Origin of the sequence: Halorarius litoreus (assembly GCF_024362405.1) — an archaeon.
Taxonomy (GTDB): Archaea; Halobacteriota; Halobacteria; order Halobacteriales; family Haloarculaceae; genus Halorarius; species Halorarius litoreus.
Genome location: NZ_CP101454.1, coordinates 1,130,005 through 1,146,379, shown reverse-complemented (window position 1 = coordinate 1,146,379; position 16,375 = coordinate 1,130,005). Strand labels below are relative to the sequence as shown.

The following is a 16,375-nucleotide window of genomic DNA, read 5'->3' as shown; positions in this document are numbered from 1 at the left end:
TGAAAAAGCCGGGCAGTTCGTCCTGCGGGTGTGCGGGCGTCGCTCGTCGGTAGCCTTATCTTTGCGACGGCGGGAACGTGCGGTAATGGGACTCAAGTGTTCGTTGTTCGGGCACTCGTTCGACGAGACGGACGTCGAACGGGAGCGCGAGGAGCGAGGCAGCGAGGTCGTCACCGTCGTCAAGGAGGTCGAGCGGTGCAGCCGGTGTGGTGAGACGCGCGTCGTCTCGGAGAACAAGGAGGTCACGTCCATCGTCGACCCGGACGAGGTGGACCTCGACGAGGGGGAGTCGTCGAGCACCGCCCTGGGGGAGCTGGCCGCCGGTGCCGACGACACCGCGCCGACGGGTGGCGGGTTCGAGAGCGGGAGCGACCTCGAGGAGTTCGAGTCCCCTGAGAACCCCGACGAGGAGGACGCAGAGATCCTGGAGGACAACCGCCCCAGCGACCGCCGGCCGGGCCAGTGGCCTGACGACGAGACCGACTGGGACCCCGGCCAGCTGACGCGCCCCACCGCGGAGCCGGAAGCGGACGAGACTGCCGATGTCGACGCGGCCCCCGAGACAGACGACGAGGCCGAGCCCGCCGCCGAGGCCGACCCCGCGGACGCCGACGGCGGCGAGTTCATCGACGCCGAGGCGGACCCGGCGAACGCCGCGGCGTCGAGCGAGACGTCCGACGCGAGCACCGAATCGCTCGGCGGCATCTCCGTGCCCGACGGCGAGTACGCCTGTCCCGAGTGTGGCTTCACGACGCGCGCGGAGAACTCGCCGCTGCGGGCGGGTGACGCCTGTCCGGAGTGTCAGCGCGGCTATCTCGAAGCTGGCGAGTAGCTGGCACGCTCCCGGGAGTCGCGAGCGAAATCGGTAAACCATCGCCGGTAGAAACCCTGGCCATGGAGGAGTACAAGATGCGGCGCGGGGAGTATCTCGAGGAGCGAATCCCCGACATGAAGGCGACCGTCGAGGACTACTTCGGCCCCATCACGGGCACCCAGGAGTTCAAGGGCTCTGACCTGTACGTCGTGGGCGAGCCGAAGAACCCCGTCTTCGAGAAGGTCATCGTCGGGGCCGTGGCCTACTCCGGCAAGAAGGACAAGCTCGCGGTCGACTTCCAGGAGCGCGACCTCCAGGAGCTGATGGAGACCGGCGACGTCGACGCTGCGGGCGACGCCAACGCCGCGAAAAACGAGTTCCTGCTGGAGGCGACGGGTCGCGACGCGAAGTCCCGCCGCGAGTCGATGAAGCGCGCCGTCGAAGACGACGAGACGCCGGATAACGTCTAATCCTCGGGTTCGTACCGGAGCGTGCGGTCGAGCCCGCCCCGTCCTCTCCCGACCAGCCCCCGTGAGACGCGCCAGTCGACGGATCGCGTCGGCGCGCGTCGGTCGCACGAACGCTGTCGCAGCCTCGCTCGGGCGTGGACGTCGGCCACGAACCGAGGGTTTCGGCGACTACCGGTTTCCGATCACATCACGCCCGGCTCGTCGCCGGTGTACGCCGCCTCCGTCAGCAGCGCTTCGAGGCTCGCGTAGGGGACGAACGCCAGCAACTCACCCGACTCGCTGTAGAGGGTGACGCCCTCGTCGTCGCGTTCGTACTCGTGACACTCGAGCTGCCCGTTCGGGAGTATCGCGCGGTACATAGCTAGCCCTTCGGTCGCTCGAAGGGTAGGTTTTTCTCCGTCCTCGACGGTCGCTATTCTTCCTGCGGCCGCGCCTCCCACTCGTCCGCGCTGTCGTGGGGGTCGTATCCGACCACCTTGCGCGCGTGTTCGATGTCGAACCAGCTCGCGCGGTTGTCGCTGACGCCGTAGAACACGTCGAACGCGACGCTGTCGTCGCGGAGACAGCCGTCGACCAGGTTCGCGATGTCGCGGCGCGACTGCCAGGTGGCGTGGAGCCGCGCGACCGACCGCTCGTACGCCTCGCTGCCGCGCTCCCAGCGCCCCTGGTCGACGCCCCGTTCGGCGTCGCCGTACGGGTGGTCGTACGCCGGGGGCCGAACGCTCGCGATGCGAAGCGCGTAGAACCGTTTCGGGTAGTCGTGTTGCTCGACGTACTGCCGACCGGCGGCTTCCCCGTACACCTTCGAGGTGCCGTAGTCGGAGTCCGGGCGAATCGGGCTCTCGTGGTCCACCGTCAACTCGAAGTCGGGGTCGTACAGCTCGGGCGCGAACTCGTCCTCGTAGCCGCCGACGACGTGGTTCGAGGAGGCGAACACGACCGACTCGACGCCTGCATCCGCGGCGGCCCGGAGCACGGTTCGCGTGCCGACGACGTTGTTCTGGAGCACGGACTGCCAGCCCGCACTCACGCGGGCGTCGCCGGCGAGGTGGACGACGGCGTCCTGGTCCTCGACCGCTTCGCGGACGGCATCGTACTCGGTGACGTCGGCGACGTGGTCGACGTTCTGGCCTGGCTCCCGGTCGAGCCCTGCGAAGTCGTACGTCGAGTGGTCCACGAGCGCCCCGCCGACCGTCCCTCCGATACCCGTCACAAGAACGTCCATACCGCTGATGTCGTCGTGGGGCGCTTATAGCTCCCCCTGCCGCTCACTCGATGATGCCGTACCCGCGTTTGAACAGATAGGCGTCGACACCCAGCACGACGAACGTCAGCGTCGTCAGGACGACGAGCGACGCGTTCGGGTCGACGTCGGAGTAGCCGAGGAAGCCGAAGCGGACGCCGTTCACCATGTACACCATCGGGTTCAACAGCGAGAGGGTGCGGTACAGCGGCGGCAGGATGTCGAGCGAGTAGAACACGCCGCCGAAGAACGTCAGCGGCCGGAGGATGAACTGGTTGAGCACCGTGAGGTAGTCGAAGTCGTGCGCCCAGAGCCCGCCCATCACGCCGAAACTCGCGAAGAGGGTAGTGATGATGACCATGAACGCCACGAGATACAGCGGGCGCGTAACTGGGACCGAGCCGCCGTCGATGGCGAAGGGGACGAACACGAGGCCGACGCCGACGATGATGAAGCCGACGACGATGCCTCTGAGCGCCGCGGCGGCGACGTACGCGAACACCTGACTCGTATACGACAGTGGCGAGGTGAGCACCTCGTGGATGTACTCGTTCCATCTCCCGTGGAAGATGGAAAAGGAGGAGTTCTCGAAGGCGTTCGAGACGGCGCCGAGCACCACCAGCCCGGGGAGGATGAAGAGGATGTAGTCGAACCCCTGAATCTCGCGGATGCGGCCGCCGAGGATGACGCCGAACACCGAGAAGTAGAGGATGTTCGTGATCGCGGGCGGAAGGAACGTGTTGCGGGGGCGACGGACGAATCGCAGGATTTCGCGTTTGAGCAGCGAGCGGAAGCCCGTGCCGAACACCGAGCCGACGGTGCTCATCGGGACGCCTCCGCGGTCGCTTCGGGCTGGTCATCGGGCGAGTCATCGTCGTCGAGTCGCGTCATGTCGACGAACACCTCCTCGAGCGAGGCGCGGCGGATGTCGAGGTTCTCGATAGCGTGGCCGCTGCGGTCGAGCGCGCGGACCACGTCGGGGGCGACGCCGCCCGCGCTGTCGGCGGTGATGGAGAGCTCGCGCCCCTCCAGCGACACGTCGTAGACGCCCTCGATATCGAGGTCGGGCACGCCGACGGTGTCGTTCGCGAGCGTGACGACGAGCGTGTCGGTTCCCCGCGACTGGAGATCTTCGGGCGTGGCGACCTCGATTTTCTTGCCCGCGTCCATGATGGCGACGCGGTCACAGAGCCGCTCGGCCTCCTCGATGTAGTGGGTGGTGAGGAGGACCGTGGTGCCGTCGTCGTTGAGCCGCTGGACGAGGTCCCAGAGGTCGCGGCGGAGTTCGACGTCCACCCCGGCGGTGGGCTCGTCGAGGATGAGCAGGTCCGGGTCGGTGACGAGTGCACGGGCGAGCAGGAAGCGGCGCTTCATCCCGCCCGAAAGCCAGTCGAAGCGCGTCTCGCGCTTGTCGTAGATGTCGACGGTCTTGAGCGCCTCGTCGGCGCGTCGGGCGGCCTCCTCGGGCGCGATGCCGTGGTAGCCCGCCTTGTGTTCGAGCACCTCGTGGATGGGGAAGAAACGGTCGACGTTGAACTCCTGTGGCGCGAGCCCGATGCGGTTGCGGGCCTCGCGGTAGTCGGCTTCCACGTCGAAGCCGAACACCTCGGCGTTCCCACCTGTGGAGCGGGCGAGGCCGACGAGGATGTTGATGAACGTCGTCTTCCCGGCGCCGTTCGGTCCCAGCAGCCCGAAGAACTCCCCTTCCTCGACCTCGAAGGAGAGGCCGTCGAGCGCACGTACGTCCCCGTAGTCCTTCACGAGGTCGTCCGCGACGATAGCAGTCATTGTCGGATTCGACGCCCTCACGCCGGTTAAGCGGCGCGAAACCGGCGGCCGTGCTCGCGGCAATAAACCCCGGCGTATAGTCGGCGACACACCTATCCGAAAACTCACAACTGGTTGGGTATGGACAGGCGAACGTTCATCCGAGCCACCGCTGCGACCGCCACGGTTCCGTCGCTCATCGGCGCGAGCGCCGGGGCGTCGGGCGACGTCACCACCGAAGACCTCCGTATCGAGTCGTTCGACGGCACTGCGATCGCCGCGACACTGTTCCTCCCGCCCACGAACGAGGGGAAGGGACGAGGCGCCAACCGGCACCACGTCGTCCTCTCGACGCACGGGTGGGGCGGCGACCGCGGGAGCGTCGCGGGCTACGCCCGGCTTGCGGCCGAACACGGCTACGTCGCGCTGACGTGGGACCAGCGCGGCTTCGGTGAGTCGGACGGGGAGGTCGGCCTCTCCGGCCCGAAGGAGGTCAACGACGTCAGCGCGCTCATCGACTGGGTGGCCGAGCATCCGCGCGTGAAGACGCCCGGCGGCGACCCCCGCGTCGGGATGATCGGTGCGTCCTACGGTGGGGGCATCCAGCTGAACGCCGCGGCGGCCGACGACCGAATCGAGGCGCTCATCCCCATCGTCCCGTGGCACGACCTCACCTACTCGCTGGCGCCCAACGGCGTCCCGAAACTCGGGTGGGTGTCGCTGCTGTACGGCTCGGGCGTCGCCTCGGCCCGCGGTTTCCAGTCCGGCGACGGCCAGCCCGACGAGGGCGACCTGCAGCGCGGCGTCTCCCCGCGACTACACGAAATCTACGCCAAGACGCTCGCGCGCAACGAACTCCCGCGAGAGGGCGCGTCGTTCCTGAAGGTGCGCTCGCCCGCGGTCAAACTCGACCGCATCGACGCCCCCGCGATGGTGGTCCAGGGGTGGCCCGACACGCTGTTCGTCCCGAACGAGGGCCAGCGCATCGTCGACGGCCTCCGCGCGAACGGCACCGAAGCCAAACTCGTGTTCTTCGACGGCGGCCACACGGTCACCGAGACGGCCGAGCCACCGGAGCAGGTCGCGTACCTCGAGGGGAAGGCGCTGGAGTGGTTCGACGAACATCTCCGTGGGGAGGGCGAGTCGTCGCTCGCGCCCGTCACCTACTGGGACGACGACGAGAACGTGTTCGTCTCCGCCGACGCGTTCCCGCCGGCGTCCGCCGACGAGGTGACGCTCTCGCTCGCCGACGGCGGCAGCGACGCGACCCTCGCGAACTCCGTCGCGCCCACCTCTGCCTCACAGATCTCCCCACAGAACGGCGACGCTGCCACGGGCGCGACGGCGGCGAACTTCGACTTCGACGTGACGGGGAACGTGGTCGGGACGCCCACACTCGAGGCGACGGTGACGCCGCTCGGCCAGCGGGCGTTCCTGTTCGCGAAGGTGAAGCGGGTTCGGGACGGCGAGGCCACGCTCATCAACAACCAGGCCATCCCCGTCGCCATCGAGGGGACGCCCGGCACGCCGCAGACGCTGTCGCTCGACCTGGTGGCGTTCCAGCGGCACTTCGAGTCGGGTGACACGCTTCGGCTGACGCTCGCGACGACGGACGCCGGGTTCACGAGCGCCCGGCAGGCGGCGGGCGTGCAGGTGGATTCGGCTGCCTCGTCGCTGACGCTGACGGTCGAGTCGGCGTAAAACTGCGGCTGCGTTACTTCTCGAGTTTCTCGCGGGAGATGCTCACGCCGCTCGGCGCGATGATGAGTTGGTCGTCGTCCTTCTGGACGATGTCGCCGCCCACTTCGCGGGCGACCTGCTTCAGCTCGTCGCTGATGTGCTCCATCGTGCGGTCGGTCGTCGTGTGGCGGGTGATGTCCGCGATGACGATGTCGCCGTCGTAGACGGCGTCCTTGATGGGAATCACGTCCTGTTTGTCGGAGATCGTCGCGATGCGGATCTCCATGTCGATGCCGGAGGGCGCCGCATCGAAGTCGTCGATGTCGAGTTCGAGGTAGTCGCCGGTGCTGCGCTGCCCTCCCCCGAGCAGTTTGCTCATCAGGCCCATAGCCACGAAACCGACGCCACGCGGCAAAACTCTTACGTCAGACGCAGTTGCCGGAACCGTCGGCGCCCGTCGAGCCTCATTTCAGCGGTCGTTCGAATAATCTCTGCGTTGTATTCGTGTATCAAAGGATTTATTTTCCACTTCTGACAATGCAGAGAACATCATGTCGGATGTCCGCGTGTCACGAAGGGACGTACTGAAACAGACCGGCGCAGCAGGCACCGGGGCGATACTCGCGACGGGGTCGGCGGCGGCCGCGGGGCGCGCGCCACAGCGCATCGTCGGCACCAGTTCACGGTCCGGTGTGCGCGCGGCGAAGGACCGCGCCGAGTCCGTCCGCCGTACGCTCGATTTCGACGACCTCGGGCAGGCGGTCGCCGGCCGATTCTCCGACAAGGCGGTCGAACAGCTCCGCCAGCGCTCGGACGTGCGCTACGTCGAGGAGGACATCACGATGTACGCCATCGCCCAGACGCAACCGTGGGGCATCGACCGCACGGACAGCGAGGTCGCACACGCCAACGGTGAAACGGGCGCGGGCGCCGACGTCGCCATCATCGACACCGGCATCGACAGCGATCACCCCGACCTGCAGGCGAACATCGGGTCCGGCCGAGCGTTCACGCGCTGTAAGGGTAGCCCGAAGGACTGCCGGTACGACTGGGACGACGACAACGAGCACGGCACGCACTGTGCCGGTATCGCCGACGCCGACGACAACACGCAGGGCGTCGTGGGCGTCTCCACCGAGGCGACGCTCCACGCGGTGAAGGTGCTGGACAAGCGTGGCTCCGGTTCGCTCTCGGACGTCGCCGCTGGCATCGAGTACGTCGCTGACCAGGGCTGGGACGTCGGCAGCCTCAGCCTCGGAGCCTCCTCGGGCGGCCAGACGCTGAAGGACGCCTGCACGTACGCGTACACCAACGGCGTGCTGCTCGTGGCGGCCGCCGGCAACGACGGACCGTGTACCGATTGTGTGGGCTACCCCGCGGCGTACGACGAGTGTGTCGCCGTCTCGTCGACCGCGAGCGACGACTCGCTGTCGGGCTTCTCCTCGACGGGCCCGGAGGTCGAGATCGCCGCGCCCGGCACCGACATCTACTCGACGGTTCCGGGTGGGTACGACACGTTCTCGGGCACGTCGATGGCGACCCCGCACGTCGCCGGGGTGGGTGGCCAGCTGATGGCCAACGGCTACACGAACACCGAGGCGCGTTCGCAGCTCACGTCGACGGCCGAGGACATCGGCCTTGCCAGCAACGAGTCGGGCGCGGGCCTGCTCGACACGGCGGCGGCGCTCGGTCTCGGCTCCTCGGACAACTAAGAAAACCTCGAAAACTACGTTTTCAGCGGTTCTGAAGACCGTTTTCAGATAGGTTCATATCGGTTAGCGTCGTAAGTCATACGTTATGTTGCAGCAAGGTTCGCTTACCCGACGGGGAGTGCTACGAGGGGTCGCGGGGACGGCGGTCGGACTCGGACTGGTGGGGAGTGCGGGGGCCAACGCGCGGGCCCAGCGGTACATCGTCGCGGTCGAGGGGGACCGCGGCGTCCGGGCTGCCCGTAGCCGGGCGGTGAGCGTGCGCCACGAGATCCCGCTCGGTGGGGGTCGGCGGGCGGTCGCGGGGCTGTTCTCGCCGACGGCGGTCGCGGCGCTCGAACGCCGTCGCGACGTGCGCTACGTCGAGGAGGACGGCCCCGTGTACGCGATTCATCACGGGAAGGGGGGCCACGCACCGAACAACGACGACTCGACGGGTGGTGGCGGTGGCTCCAACCAGACGCTCCCGTGGGGTGTCGACCGCGTCGACGCCGAGGCCGCCCACGCTGGCGGCTTCATGGGGAAGGGTGCCCACGTGGCCATCATCGACACCGGCATCGACAGCGACCATCCGGACCTGCGGAAGAACCTCGGCGACGGCGTCTCGTTCGTCGGGTGCCGCGGCGGGCCGAAGGACTGCAAGACGAGCTGGGACGACGACGACGGCCACGGCACGCACTGTGCCGGGACGGTTGCGGCCATCTCGAACGACCGTGGCGTCGTCGGGATCGCGCCCGAAGCGACGCTCCACGCGGTGAAGGTGCTCGACAACAACGGCTCGGGGAGGTACTCGGACGTGGCGGCGGGCATCGAGTGGGTCGCCTCGCGGGGGTACGACGTGGCCTCGATGAGCCTCGGCGGCGGCTACTCCGAGACGCTGGGTATCGTCTGTGCCAACGCGGCGGCCGCGGGGGTCCTGCTCGTCGCCGCCGCCGGCAACGACTACGGTGGCTCGGTGTCGTACCCGGCCGCGTACGACTCGGTGCTGGCGGTGAGCGCGACGACCAGCACCGACGGCATCGCGTCGTTCTCGAACGTCGGGCCGCAGGTCGACCTCGCTGCGCCGGGCGTCGGCATCGAGTCGACGTGGTACGGCGGTGGCTACAGCACCATCTCCGGAACGTCGATGGCCTGCCCGCACGTCTCGGGGGCTGCGGCGTTGCTGATGGCTGATGATGGCGTGTCCAACGCGGCCGCCTGGGAGACGCTCACCCGGACGGCCGAGGATATCGGGCGCTCGGCCGACGAACAGGGGGCGGGCCTGCTCGACGCGGCCACGGCGGTCGGCGTCAGCTCTGCAGACGACCTCACGGCCTGAGCAGGCGACTTTTTGCGCGGGGGGAGCCTTCGCTGTCTCATGCGCGTACTCCAGGGTGTGGTCTACGGCGTCCGATTCCTGCTCGAACTCGCGGCGCTCGTGGGACTCGGCTTCTGGGGCGTCCAGACGGGAACGAGCCCCCCCGCACAGATCGCGCTGGGGCTCGCCGCCCCGCTGTTCGCCGCTGGGGTGTGGGGGACGTTCGTCGCGCCGAAGGCGCCCTACCGGTTGCCGGGGCTGCCCCGACTCGGACTCGAACTCCTGCTGTTCGGGGCGGTGGCGCTGGCGCTCGTCAGCGTCGGGCGGTTCACTGTCGCCGGAACCGTCGCGGGGCTGGCGCTCGTCACCAGTACGGTCGTGTTTCTGCTCGAACGCGACGGCACGGAGGGGCCGTAGCGGGAGGCGACCGGGCTCCTCGCCTTCGGTCACGTCGTAGGTTCCGTCGGCGACCGGGCCGTGTGCCTCGCGGTGGACCTTCTCGCCGGCCTCCTTGGTCGGTGCCTCGAACAGGCAGAAGACGGCACCGTCGTGGTCGTCGACCCAGTACCGTTTGTAGTCGACGTCGTACGTTCCCTGCCCTCGAGGTCCTTTCGGTGGGCTTCAGGGACGGCCTTCGCGTCGGCGTCGAGCCCCCGGTGGACGTCCATGTAGAGTGGCATGGCGCTATCCAGTCGCCGTCCCCGGGTTAGTATGAGCAGCCGCTCGACGGGCTGTGGTGCCATCGGCGGCGTACGCTCGACCTGGTCGAGCCGAGCGACGGTGTCGGCGGCGCTCGGATGGCCGACCCTACACCGAGAACTCGAACAGGTCGTCGCCGACGTGGTGCAGCGACTTCACGACCTTTCCGTTGTCACCGACCATGTCCGCACCGTCGGTCAGCGCGCGCCCGACTGCCAGCACCTTCCCGTGGGTCTCCTCGGCGATGGCGACGAGGTCGCCGTCCTGGATGGAGTCGTCGGCCTCGACGATGCCCGGGCGCATCACGTCCGCGCCGTCGGAGACGAACGAGATGGCGCCGGCGTCGACCGTGACGACGTTCTTCACAGGGGGGAACTCCTGGGCACCGTTGACGGTGAGGAACGGCTCGCCGTCGAAGAACGCCACGTACGGCTCGCCGTCGACGAGGACGATGCGCCGGTCGGAATCCGCGAGCTCCACGTCCTCGAAGCTGTCACCCTCGACGGTGACGCCGAGCGTGGCCTCGATGCCGTCGACGATGCCGTCGATCTCGTCACCGCGGAGGTGGTGTCGCGACTTCACTTCCATACCCGTCTGTCGGTGGGGTTCGCGGATAAATCCGTCCGTTCGACGACTAACGCCCGCCAGCCTCCCAACCGGCGCGCTCTCTTCCCACAAATTCCGCCGGTATATTTATGCATGATACGAAACCATTCGCTGACATGTCGTCCGCAACACGGCAGACGTTACAGACCGAAATCCTCGGTCGCGAGGTCCAGTTCGACTACTCGGAACACTGGGTCGGTTACGCGCTGGTCTCGATGCGCGTGGTGATGGGCTGGGTCCTCCTGCAGGGCGGGCTCACCAAGCTCATCACGTACCTCGACGCGGACCCGAGCAACGACTGGACGGCTGCGGGCTACCTCGCGAACGCGATTCCGCCTGGCAACCCGTTCGCCAGCGTGTTCGCGAGCATGGCGGGCAGTCCCCTCATCGACATGCTGAACATGTGGGGACTGACGCTGACGGGCCTCGGACTCATCATCGGGGCCGCGGTCCGGTTCAATGCGTTCTGGGGGGCCGTCATGATGCTGTTCTACTGGGCGGCGGCGCTCCAGGGTGGACTGCTCGCGGGGCTCCCGCTCGAACACGGCTGGGTCATCGACGACCACATGGTCTACGCCGCCCTCCTGTTCGGCCTCGGCGCGGCCGGCGCGGGCCGCATCCTCGGCGTCGACGCCTACCTCGAGAAGCTCAGCGTCGTGCAGAACAACCGCTGGCTCCGGCTCCTCCTCGGGTAATCAGCCGGTCAGCGCGGTCACGTCTACTTCTCCGTCCGACACGTCGACGACGAACATCGAGACCTCCGGTGCGGGGTCTGCGCCCGTCGCGCTCCCGGGATTGAGCAGTCGGTAGCCCCCGATCTCCTCGTCGCGGCGCTGGTGGGTGTGCCCGGAGACGCCGATGGTGCGCCCGTCGCCCGCGTGCTCGTCGACGATGCCCGCGACGCGCTCGTCGTAGCCCGCGAGGTCGCCGGTACCGTGGGTGACGACGAACCGGACGCCCTCGACATCGAGGGTGGCGACCTCGGGGAGGTCGATGCTCGCCGGGTCGATGTTGCCGATGACGGCGGTGAGTTCGGGCGCGATGTCGACGACCGTGTCGTAGGCGTCCGGGGAGTCGAAGTCGCCCGCGTGGATGGTGTGGTCGCTCGCTTCGACCTCCTCGACCACCCACCTGGGGATGGCGTCCGCCCGTGAGGGGATGTGGGTGTCGCTGATGACGGCGATGCGCATATCCGTCGATGGAGTTCCGACCCCAAAAGCTTCCGCGCTCGCCGACCCACCTCGGGTATGGAGACGGTCGCCGTCGTCACCGCGTTCCTCCGCAACCGTGGCGAGGTGTTACTGCTGCGGCGCTCCGACGCCGTCGGCTCGTACCCTGGCCAGTGGGGTGGGGTCGCGGGCCACGCCGAGCGCGAGACGCGACCGGAGAGAGCGTCTCGGAACGGTGAGCGGCGGAGCCGCGAGCCAGACCCGGACGCGCTCGTCCGCGAGGAGATACGCGAGGAGACGGGCCTCGACGAGCACGTCACGCTCGTCCGGCGCGGCGAGCCGTTCGAGGTCGAAGACGCCGAACGGGGTACCCGGTGGCGCGTCCACCCCTACCTGTTCGACTGCGACTCGCGCGAGGTGACGCCGAACGAGGAGACGACCGAGTACGAGTGGGTCCCGGCGACGGCCATCCGGGAGCGCGACACCGTCCCCGAACTGTGGACCTCCTACGACCGCGTCCGGCCACGAATCGAGGACGTGGCGGCGGACACGACCCACGGCTCGGCGACGCTCTCGGTGCGGGCGCTGGAGGTGCTGCGCGACGAGGCCGCGCTCGCGGCCGACTGGGACAGGGTCGCCGAGGTAGCCCGCGACCTCTGTACGGCCCGCCCGGCCATGCACGCGGTCGTGAACCGCGTCAACCGTGCGATGACGGACGCCGACGCCCGGACGCCCGAGGGCGTGGTCCGGGCGGCTATCGAGACCATCGAACGAGCGGCCAGCGCCGACGCGGCCGCGGCTGCTGCCGCCGCGGACCGACTGCAAGGTATGCGCATCCTCACGCTCTCCCGGTCGGGCACGGTGACCGAGACGCTCCGCCGTGCCGACCCCGACGCCGTGTTCGTCCTCGAATCCCGACCCGGCGGGGAGGGCGTCGACGTTGCCGCGTCGCTCGCGGCCGACCTCGACGGGGCGGTGACGGTCGCCCCCGATGCGACGGTCGCGCACCTGCTCTCGACCGAGCACGTCGACGCGCTGCTGGTCGGGGTCGACAGTGTCCTCCCGTACGGCGCGGTCGTCAACAAGGTCGGGACGCGGACCGCCGCGACCGTCGCCGCCCACGAGGACTGTGCTGTGCTGGCCGTCTGTGCCCGGGCGAAGATCGCTCCCGCCGGGACGACGACCGCCGACCTCGAACCCCGTGACCCCGCGGAGTTGTACGACGGCGACGCCGACCTCCGGGTCGTCAACCCCACGTTCGACCGGACGCCCCCCGCGCTGGTCGACGCCCTCGTGACCGACGCCGGGACGCTCGACCCCGACGCTGTCGGCTCGGTCGCCGACGAACACGCGGCGCTCGCGGAGTGGCAATCGTGACTCGCAGACGCGGAGGGACGGGTTTTTGCGCCCGACGCCCGTTGCGTCTGACGACGGCGATGATGACAGTTACCCCCTCCGAGCCCCGTGTGACGATGGACTTCTCCTGAGCCGTCACTTCTCTGTGAACCCGTTGCGCCCGTGTACCTCGTGGCCACCCGCGAGTGCGACACGACCGAGCGGGCGGTCCAGTAAAGTGGTCCCGGGGGGAAGGGTGGGCAATGACTCCGCGTGTGCTGATGCTCGGCTGGGGCTTCCCGCCCAACATAAGCGGCGGGCTCGACACCGCCGTCGCCGAACTGTTCTGGGAGTTCGAGGCGCGCGACGACATCGACATCGACCTCGTGTTGCCCGCCGAGTACGCCCCCGAGGAGTACGACAACGTCTACGGCGTCCCGACGGGTGAGGGCGACGTCGCCACCCGCATCGGCCGGCTCTCCGCGGAGTTCGTCGAGCACGCCGCGGACGCCGACGTCGTCCACACGAACGACTGGTTCGGCTACGACCCCGGCGTGCGTGCCCAGACGACCCACGAGGTCCCGTGGGTGACGACGTTCCACTCGCTCACGATGGATCGAAACCGCTCGCCGCCCGAGCGCGAACTCCGGACCGAGCAGCGACTCGTCGATCGCGCGGACCACGTCATCGCGGTCAGCGACCTCGTCCGCCGGAACATCCGCGAGCACTACGGCGGGGAGTCCCACTGCATCCACAACGGCTTCACGTCCGTCGAGCCGACGGGTCGCGACCTGAAGGCCGAACTCGGCATCGAGGGCCCGATGCTGTTCTTCGTCGGCCGCCACACCCACCAGAAGGGGCTCGAACACTTGCTCTACGCCGTCTCCAAACTCCAGCGCGACGTGACGCTCGTCGTCGGCGGCTCCGGCCACCTCACCGACCAGTGCAAGCGGTTCGTCCGCATGCTCGGCATCGACGACCGCGTGCAGTTCGTCGGCTACGTTCCCCAGGAGGAACTCGGCGACTACTACGCCAGCGCCGACCTGTTCGTCTCGCCATCCCTGTCAGAACCGTTCGGCATCACCATCGTCGAGTCGCTGTCGGTGGGCACGCGCGTCGTCGCCTGCGAGTCGGGGGCCGCCGAACTCCTCCCGGAGGGCTGTGTCGTCGAGGTGGAACCCGACTCCGACTCCATCGCCGCCGGCATCGAACGCGGGCTCACCGCCGGTCCCCTTCCCGAGTACGAGCCGCGGACCTGGGCGACCGTCGCGGACGACCACGTCGCGTTCTACAACGAGATCCTCGCCGAGTAGCTCACCGCAGGATGCGCACGTCGGTGGCGGGCTCCGGGTGGAAGATCTTGAACCCTTTCGCGGTCTGCATCATCCCTTCCTCGGGCGGGGACTGCCGTCCCGGCGAGTACGGGCTCGCGTCCCCGCGCCCGTCGTACGGGCTGGTCTGCGTGTAGCCCTCGTAGGGGCTGGAGCCGTCCTCTGCGGGGTCGTAGGGGGTCGTGCCCCCCGGCGAGGCCGTCCGTTCCGGGGGCAGATACACCCGCTCGCCGGAGGCTGAGCGGACGACGACCGCGACCTCTCTGTCGCCCGAGACCGTTATCGTCGTCTTCCCGTTCTCGACGTCGATGTCGATGGACACCGGTTTCTCGGGGGTATCGGCTTCCGCTGCCATGGCTGTGTTGGGGTGGAGTGACGACTTAACCGTTGGGCGTGTGGGAGTGTGTCGAGGGATTTGTGGAGCGGTTCGGAACCTATCCTCCTCGTTGGCTAGTTCGACAGTGACGTGTGGGCAGTTCGGATTTCGGTAGCTACGTGTGGCGTAGTCGCCACGGTGAGTTCTATCAGATACGGATGATGTCGCAGGAGTCGTGCTGCATACAGAGCGCATATGCAGCAACGGACGCTTCGGAAGGACGCCTGGCTGCCGACTGGGGCAAACACCGGAACGACGAATCATTCAACCCAGCAACGCGGAGAATCAATAGATGAGTAGGACAATAAGACCCGTAGCGAAGATGATTCCTCCGGTAAGTCATGCTTCCCTAATCCCCTTCTCGGTCGGTTCCGGATTTCTTGCGTGGCGGTACCGAATACGCGCTTATTTTCGGGGGAACAAGAGGAAGGGCGCACTCAGTAGCATTATGAACCCGCCCGCGGCGATACTCTGAGAACTTACCATGGTTGCAGCGGTCTCTCCGCGATTGGTGGTCCCATGAGTTAAAATATCGGGAGCTACCCGTTTACCGACCTAATCCATTCACTCTCACTTGGCTCAAACGAAGCCCAGCGTCTGCTGAACTCATCCTCGATATATATCATATTCAATCTGATAATACCTGCCACATCTCAGCGGTCGTGCTGCATAGAGGGAGCGTAGTGAGTCGGAAGATCACTGCTGGTGGAGGTGTGAAGTGAGGTGTAGAGCTATCGAAATGCCGTGACAAATATCAAAACACCGGAATAGTTATTAGTAGGTGAGTTTACATTTTTGCATGGAAAAACATCGACTCATTCCGATGGTGATGGCTGTTGCTGGGTTTGCAGCCATTGGTATCGGCGTATATCAGGGGTTAGTCCACGTCGCGCCGGGATACGAGGGTACGGTCATATCTGGCTGGGATGGGAGCTTGAGTCATGAAGAAGTGCTGCTTGTTCAGTTAGGGGCTGTTGGTGTCGGAGGTCTAGTTGCCGGCCTTCGATGGAAACGTCTGTCTGCCGTCCCATTTGTGATTGGGAGTCTCGTCCTATTCTACGCGCTTCGAGCGGTGTTCCACCTGTTTCAGTCACCGAGACCTCTCTATCGAGAGTTCGCCATACAGGGCGCTGGCTTCGAGGGTGACACCGTCATGTTCGTCCTCGGTGCAGAGCCGTTCCTGCTTGCCGCCGGTGGGCTTCTGCTAATGGGTGCCGGTATCAAGGTGTTCAGATTGCAGCAAGCTACACGGAACGGTGAGGAGATGGTACCTCAATCATCGCGGGTGTAACGACGACGGACAGCGGCCACTCCTATCGAGGAGTCGAACAGTGACCTGTTTGCATACACCCTCAATATCTCGCACGACGCTCCTACCAGCATCTGAATAGGTTTCGATGGGCGTGCTGAATACAGCGCGCGAATCGTTCATGGGAACGCTCTCCCAAGCGTAGCGGTTGAATTGCCTACGTAGAGCGGATGTATCAAACACTAAAACAGCCCGATGTTATCGAAGTGACGTATGTCCCTGACAAGAGATGCCCTCCTGTTCAGCATCGTGATGATGCTGTGGGCAGTCCAAATTGAAGCCAGTGGATATGGTAGCTCAGATTCGATGGTCTTCGCCTCACTCGCAATTGGGGGAATCGGACTTGCTGGAAGCTTCCTGTCGTCACTGAGTTCTGCCAGAAAGAGTCCTGAGGTCGAACCCACCGAGTGATACGCACGCCCTACTTGCCAGCTGTTTCATCCCAAATAGCGTGAAACGAACGACATCCGGTTGCTGCATACACCCTCTGAATTCAGCACGCAGTTACTGACAGAGACTCGGCAGAATCCGTCTCGACGCGATAATTCGGGCGCCTGTATCCATCGACAA

At 66.8% G+C, this 16,375-nt stretch carries 18 protein-coding genes; 10 read left to right on the top strand and 8 right to left on the bottom strand.

Annotated elements, in window-relative coordinates; genetic code table 11:
* Window positions 1–85: 85 nt before the first annotated feature.
* Window positions 86–832: a DUF7093 family protein gene (locus NL126_RS05765; RefSeq protein ID WP_255197968.1), complete on the top strand. Its 747-nt coding sequence runs from the start codon at window positions 86–88 to the stop codon at window positions 830–832.
* Window positions 833–894: 62 nt separating this feature from the next.
* Entirely contained in the window at window positions 895–1,284 is a 390-nt protein-coding gene (locus NL126_RS05760) for a DUF5611 family protein (protein WP_255197967.1), read from the top strand.
* 182 nt (window positions 1,285–1,466) lie between these two features.
* On the opposite strand, the gene NL126_RS05755 is transcribed toward NL126_RS05760, so the two are convergent.
* The 4 genes from NL126_RS05755 to NL126_RS05740 are packed head-to-tail and all read right to left on the bottom strand — an operon-like array spanning window position 1,467 to window position 4,315.
* On the bottom strand, window positions 1,467–1,643 hold the full coding sequence (locus tag NL126_RS05755; RefSeq protein WP_255197966.1) for a hypothetical protein: 177 nt from the start codon (window positions 1,641–1,643) through the stop codon (window positions 1,467–1,469).
* A 53-nt stretch (window positions 1,644–1,696) separates the two neighbouring features.
* The gene (locus tag NL126_RS05750; RefSeq protein WP_255197965.1) at window positions 1,697–2,509 is read right to left on the bottom strand and encodes an NAD-dependent epimerase/dehydratase family protein; all 813 of its coding nucleotides are present in this window, start codon (window positions 2,507–2,509) and stop codon (window positions 1,697–1,699) included.
* A gap of 43 nt (window positions 2,510–2,552) precedes the next feature.
* Entirely contained in the window at window positions 2,553–3,353 is an 801-nt protein-coding gene (locus tag NL126_RS05745) for an ABC transporter permease (RefSeq protein ID WP_255197964.1), read from the bottom strand.
* Entirely contained in the window at window positions 3,350–4,315 is a 966-nt protein-coding gene (locus NL126_RS05740) for an ABC transporter ATP-binding protein (RefSeq protein ID WP_255197963.1), read from the bottom strand. The genes NL126_RS05745 and NL126_RS05740 overlap by 4 nt, the downstream gene beginning before the upstream one ends.
* Window positions 4,316–4,435: 120 nt before the next feature.
* Here NL126_RS05740 and NL126_RS05735 point away from each other — a divergent pair, with 120 nt between their 5' ends.
* The gene (locus tag NL126_RS05735) at window positions 4,436–5,995 is read left to right on the top strand and encodes a CocE/NonD family hydrolase (RefSeq protein WP_255197962.1); all 1,560 of its coding nucleotides are present in this window, start codon (window positions 4,436–4,438) and stop codon (window positions 5,993–5,995) included.
* Between the two features lie 13 nt (window positions 5,996–6,008).
* On the opposite strand, the gene NL126_RS05730 is transcribed toward NL126_RS05735, so the two are convergent.
* The gene (locus NL126_RS05730; protein WP_255197961.1) at window positions 6,009–6,362 is read right to left on the bottom strand and encodes a cell division protein SepF; all 354 of its coding nucleotides are present in this window, start codon (window positions 6,360–6,362) and stop codon (window positions 6,009–6,011) included.
* Between the two features lie 163 nt (window positions 6,363–6,525).
* On the opposite strand from NL126_RS05730, the gene NL126_RS05725 reads away from it, so the two are divergent.
* The 3 genes from NL126_RS05725 to NL126_RS05715 all read left to right on the top strand — a co-directional run bounded on the left by NL126_RS05725 (window position 6,526) and on the right by NL126_RS05715 (window position 9,397).
* Complete coding sequence (locus NL126_RS05725) at window positions 6,526–7,686, top strand: S8 family peptidase (protein ID WP_255197960.1); 1,161 nt, start codon at window positions 6,526–6,528, stop codon at window positions 7,684–7,686.
* Between the two features lie 118 nt (window positions 7,687–7,804).
* The gene (locus tag NL126_RS05720; protein ID WP_255197959.1) at window positions 7,805–9,001 is read left to right on the top strand and encodes a S8 family peptidase; all 1,197 of its coding nucleotides are present in this window, start codon (window positions 7,805–7,807) and stop codon (window positions 8,999–9,001) included.
* Window positions 9,002–9,040: 39 nt separating this feature from the next.
* A complete protein-coding gene (locus tag NL126_RS05715) occupies window positions 9,041–9,397 on the top strand; it encodes a YrdB family protein (RefSeq protein WP_255197958.1) in 357 nt (118 codons plus the stop codon).
* Window positions 9,398–9,787: 390 nt separating this feature from the next.
* Here NL126_RS05715 and NL126_RS05710 read toward each other — a convergent pair whose 3' ends face one another.
* Window positions 9,788–10,267, bottom strand: coding sequence for an RNA-binding protein (locus tag NL126_RS05710; protein WP_255197957.1), 480 nt, complete (start codon window positions 10,265–10,267; stop codon window positions 9,788–9,790).
* A 134-nt stretch (window positions 10,268–10,401) separates the two neighbouring features.
* Between NL126_RS05710 and NL126_RS05705 the strand changes: the two genes are divergently transcribed.
* Window positions 10,402–10,980: a TQO small subunit DoxD gene (locus tag NL126_RS05705; RefSeq protein ID WP_255197956.1), complete on the top strand. Its 579-nt coding sequence runs from the start codon at window positions 10,402–10,404 to the stop codon at window positions 10,978–10,980.
* On the opposite strand, the gene NL126_RS05700 is transcribed toward NL126_RS05705, so the two are convergent.
* Window positions 10,981–11,475 carry a metallophosphoesterase family protein gene (locus NL126_RS05700; protein ID WP_255197955.1) on the bottom strand — a complete coding sequence of 165 codons (495 nt, stop codon included), beginning with the start codon at window positions 11,473–11,475 and terminating at the stop codon, window positions 10,981–10,983.
* A gap of 57 nt (window positions 11,476–11,532) precedes the next feature.
* Between NL126_RS05700 and NL126_RS05695 the strand changes: the two genes are divergently transcribed.
* Both NL126_RS05695 and NL126_RS05690 read left to right on the top strand, forming a co-directional pair.
* The gene (locus NL126_RS05695) at window positions 11,533–12,831 is read left to right on the top strand and encodes an eIF2B alpha/beta/delta subunit family protein (RefSeq protein ID WP_255197954.1); all 1,299 of its coding nucleotides are present in this window, start codon (window positions 11,533–11,535) and stop codon (window positions 12,829–12,831) included.
* 221 nt (window positions 12,832–13,052) lie between these two features.
* Entirely contained in the window at window positions 13,053–14,102 is a 1,050-nt protein-coding gene (locus NL126_RS05690) for a glycosyltransferase family 4 protein (protein ID WP_255197953.1), read from the top strand.
* 1 nt (window position 14,103) lies between these two features.
* Here NL126_RS05690 and NL126_RS05685 read toward each other — a convergent pair whose 3' ends face one another.
* Window positions 14,104–14,475 (bottom strand): DUF7510 family protein, encoded by a 372-nt coding sequence (locus tag NL126_RS05685; protein WP_255197952.1) that lies wholly within the window; start codon window positions 14,473–14,475, stop codon window positions 14,104–14,106.
* A gap of 820 nt (window positions 14,476–15,295) precedes the next feature.
* On the opposite strand from NL126_RS05685, the gene NL126_RS05680 reads away from it, so the two are divergent.
* Complete coding sequence (locus tag NL126_RS05680) at window positions 15,296–15,787, top strand: hypothetical protein (RefSeq protein WP_255197951.1); 492 nt, start codon at window positions 15,296–15,298, stop codon at window positions 15,785–15,787.
* Window positions 15,788–16,375 lie beyond the last annotated feature (588 nt).

Coding starts and splice junctions, on each gene's coding strand:
- NL126_RS05765 (WP_255197968.1), top strand. CDS start 86: ATGGGACTCAAGTGTTCGTTGTTCGGGCACTCGTTCGACGAGACGGAC.
- NL126_RS05760 (WP_255197967.1), top strand. CDS start 895: ATGGAGGAGTACAAGATGCGGCGCGGGGAGTATCTCGAGGAGCGAATC.
- NL126_RS05755 (WP_255197966.1), bottom strand. CDS start 1,643: ATGTACCGCGCGATACTCCCGAACGGGCAGCTCGAGTGTCACGAGTAC.
- NL126_RS05750 (WP_255197965.1), bottom strand. CDS start 2,509: ATGGACGTTCTTGTGACGGGTATCGGAGGGACGGTCGGCGGGGCGCTC.
- NL126_RS05745 (WP_255197964.1), bottom strand. CDS start 3,353: ATGAGCACCGTCGGCTCGGTGTTCGGCACGGGCTTCCGCTCGCTGCTC.
- NL126_RS05740 (WP_255197963.1), bottom strand. CDS start 4,315: ATGACTGCTATCGTCGCGGACGACCTCGTGAAGGACTACGGGGACGTA.
- NL126_RS05735 (WP_255197962.1), top strand. CDS start 4,436: ATGGACAGGCGAACGTTCATCCGAGCCACCGCTGCGACCGCCACGGTT.
- NL126_RS05730 (WP_255197961.1), bottom strand. CDS start 6,362: ATGGGCCTGATGAGCAAACTGCTCGGGGGAGGGCAGCGCAGCACCGGC.
- NL126_RS05725 (WP_255197960.1), top strand. CDS start 6,526: ATGTCGGATGTCCGCGTGTCACGAAGGGACGTACTGAAACAGACCGGC.
- NL126_RS05715 (WP_255197958.1), top strand. CDS start 9,041: ATGCGCGTACTCCAGGGTGTGGTCTACGGCGTCCGATTCCTGCTCGAA.
- NL126_RS05710 (WP_255197957.1), bottom strand. CDS start 10,267: ATGGAAGTGAAGTCGCGACACCACCTCCGCGGTGACGAGATCGACGGC.
- NL126_RS05705 (WP_255197956.1), top strand. CDS start 10,402: ATGTCGTCCGCAACACGGCAGACGTTACAGACCGAAATCCTCGGTCGC.
- NL126_RS05700 (WP_255197955.1), bottom strand. CDS start 11,475: ATGCGCATCGCCGTCATCAGCGACACCCACATCCCCTCACGGGCGGAC.
- NL126_RS05695 (WP_255197954.1), top strand. CDS start 11,533: ATGGAGACGGTCGCCGTCGTCACCGCGTTCCTCCGCAACCGTGGCGAG.
- NL126_RS05690 (WP_255197953.1), top strand. CDS start 13,053: ATGACTCCGCGTGTGCTGATGCTCGGCTGGGGCTTCCCGCCCAACATA.
- NL126_RS05685 (WP_255197952.1), bottom strand. CDS start 14,475: ATGGCAGCGGAAGCCGATACCCCCGAGAAACCGGTGTCCATCGACATC.
- NL126_RS05680 (WP_255197951.1), top strand. CDS start 15,296: ATGGAAAAACATCGACTCATTCCGATGGTGATGGCTGTTGCTGGGTTT.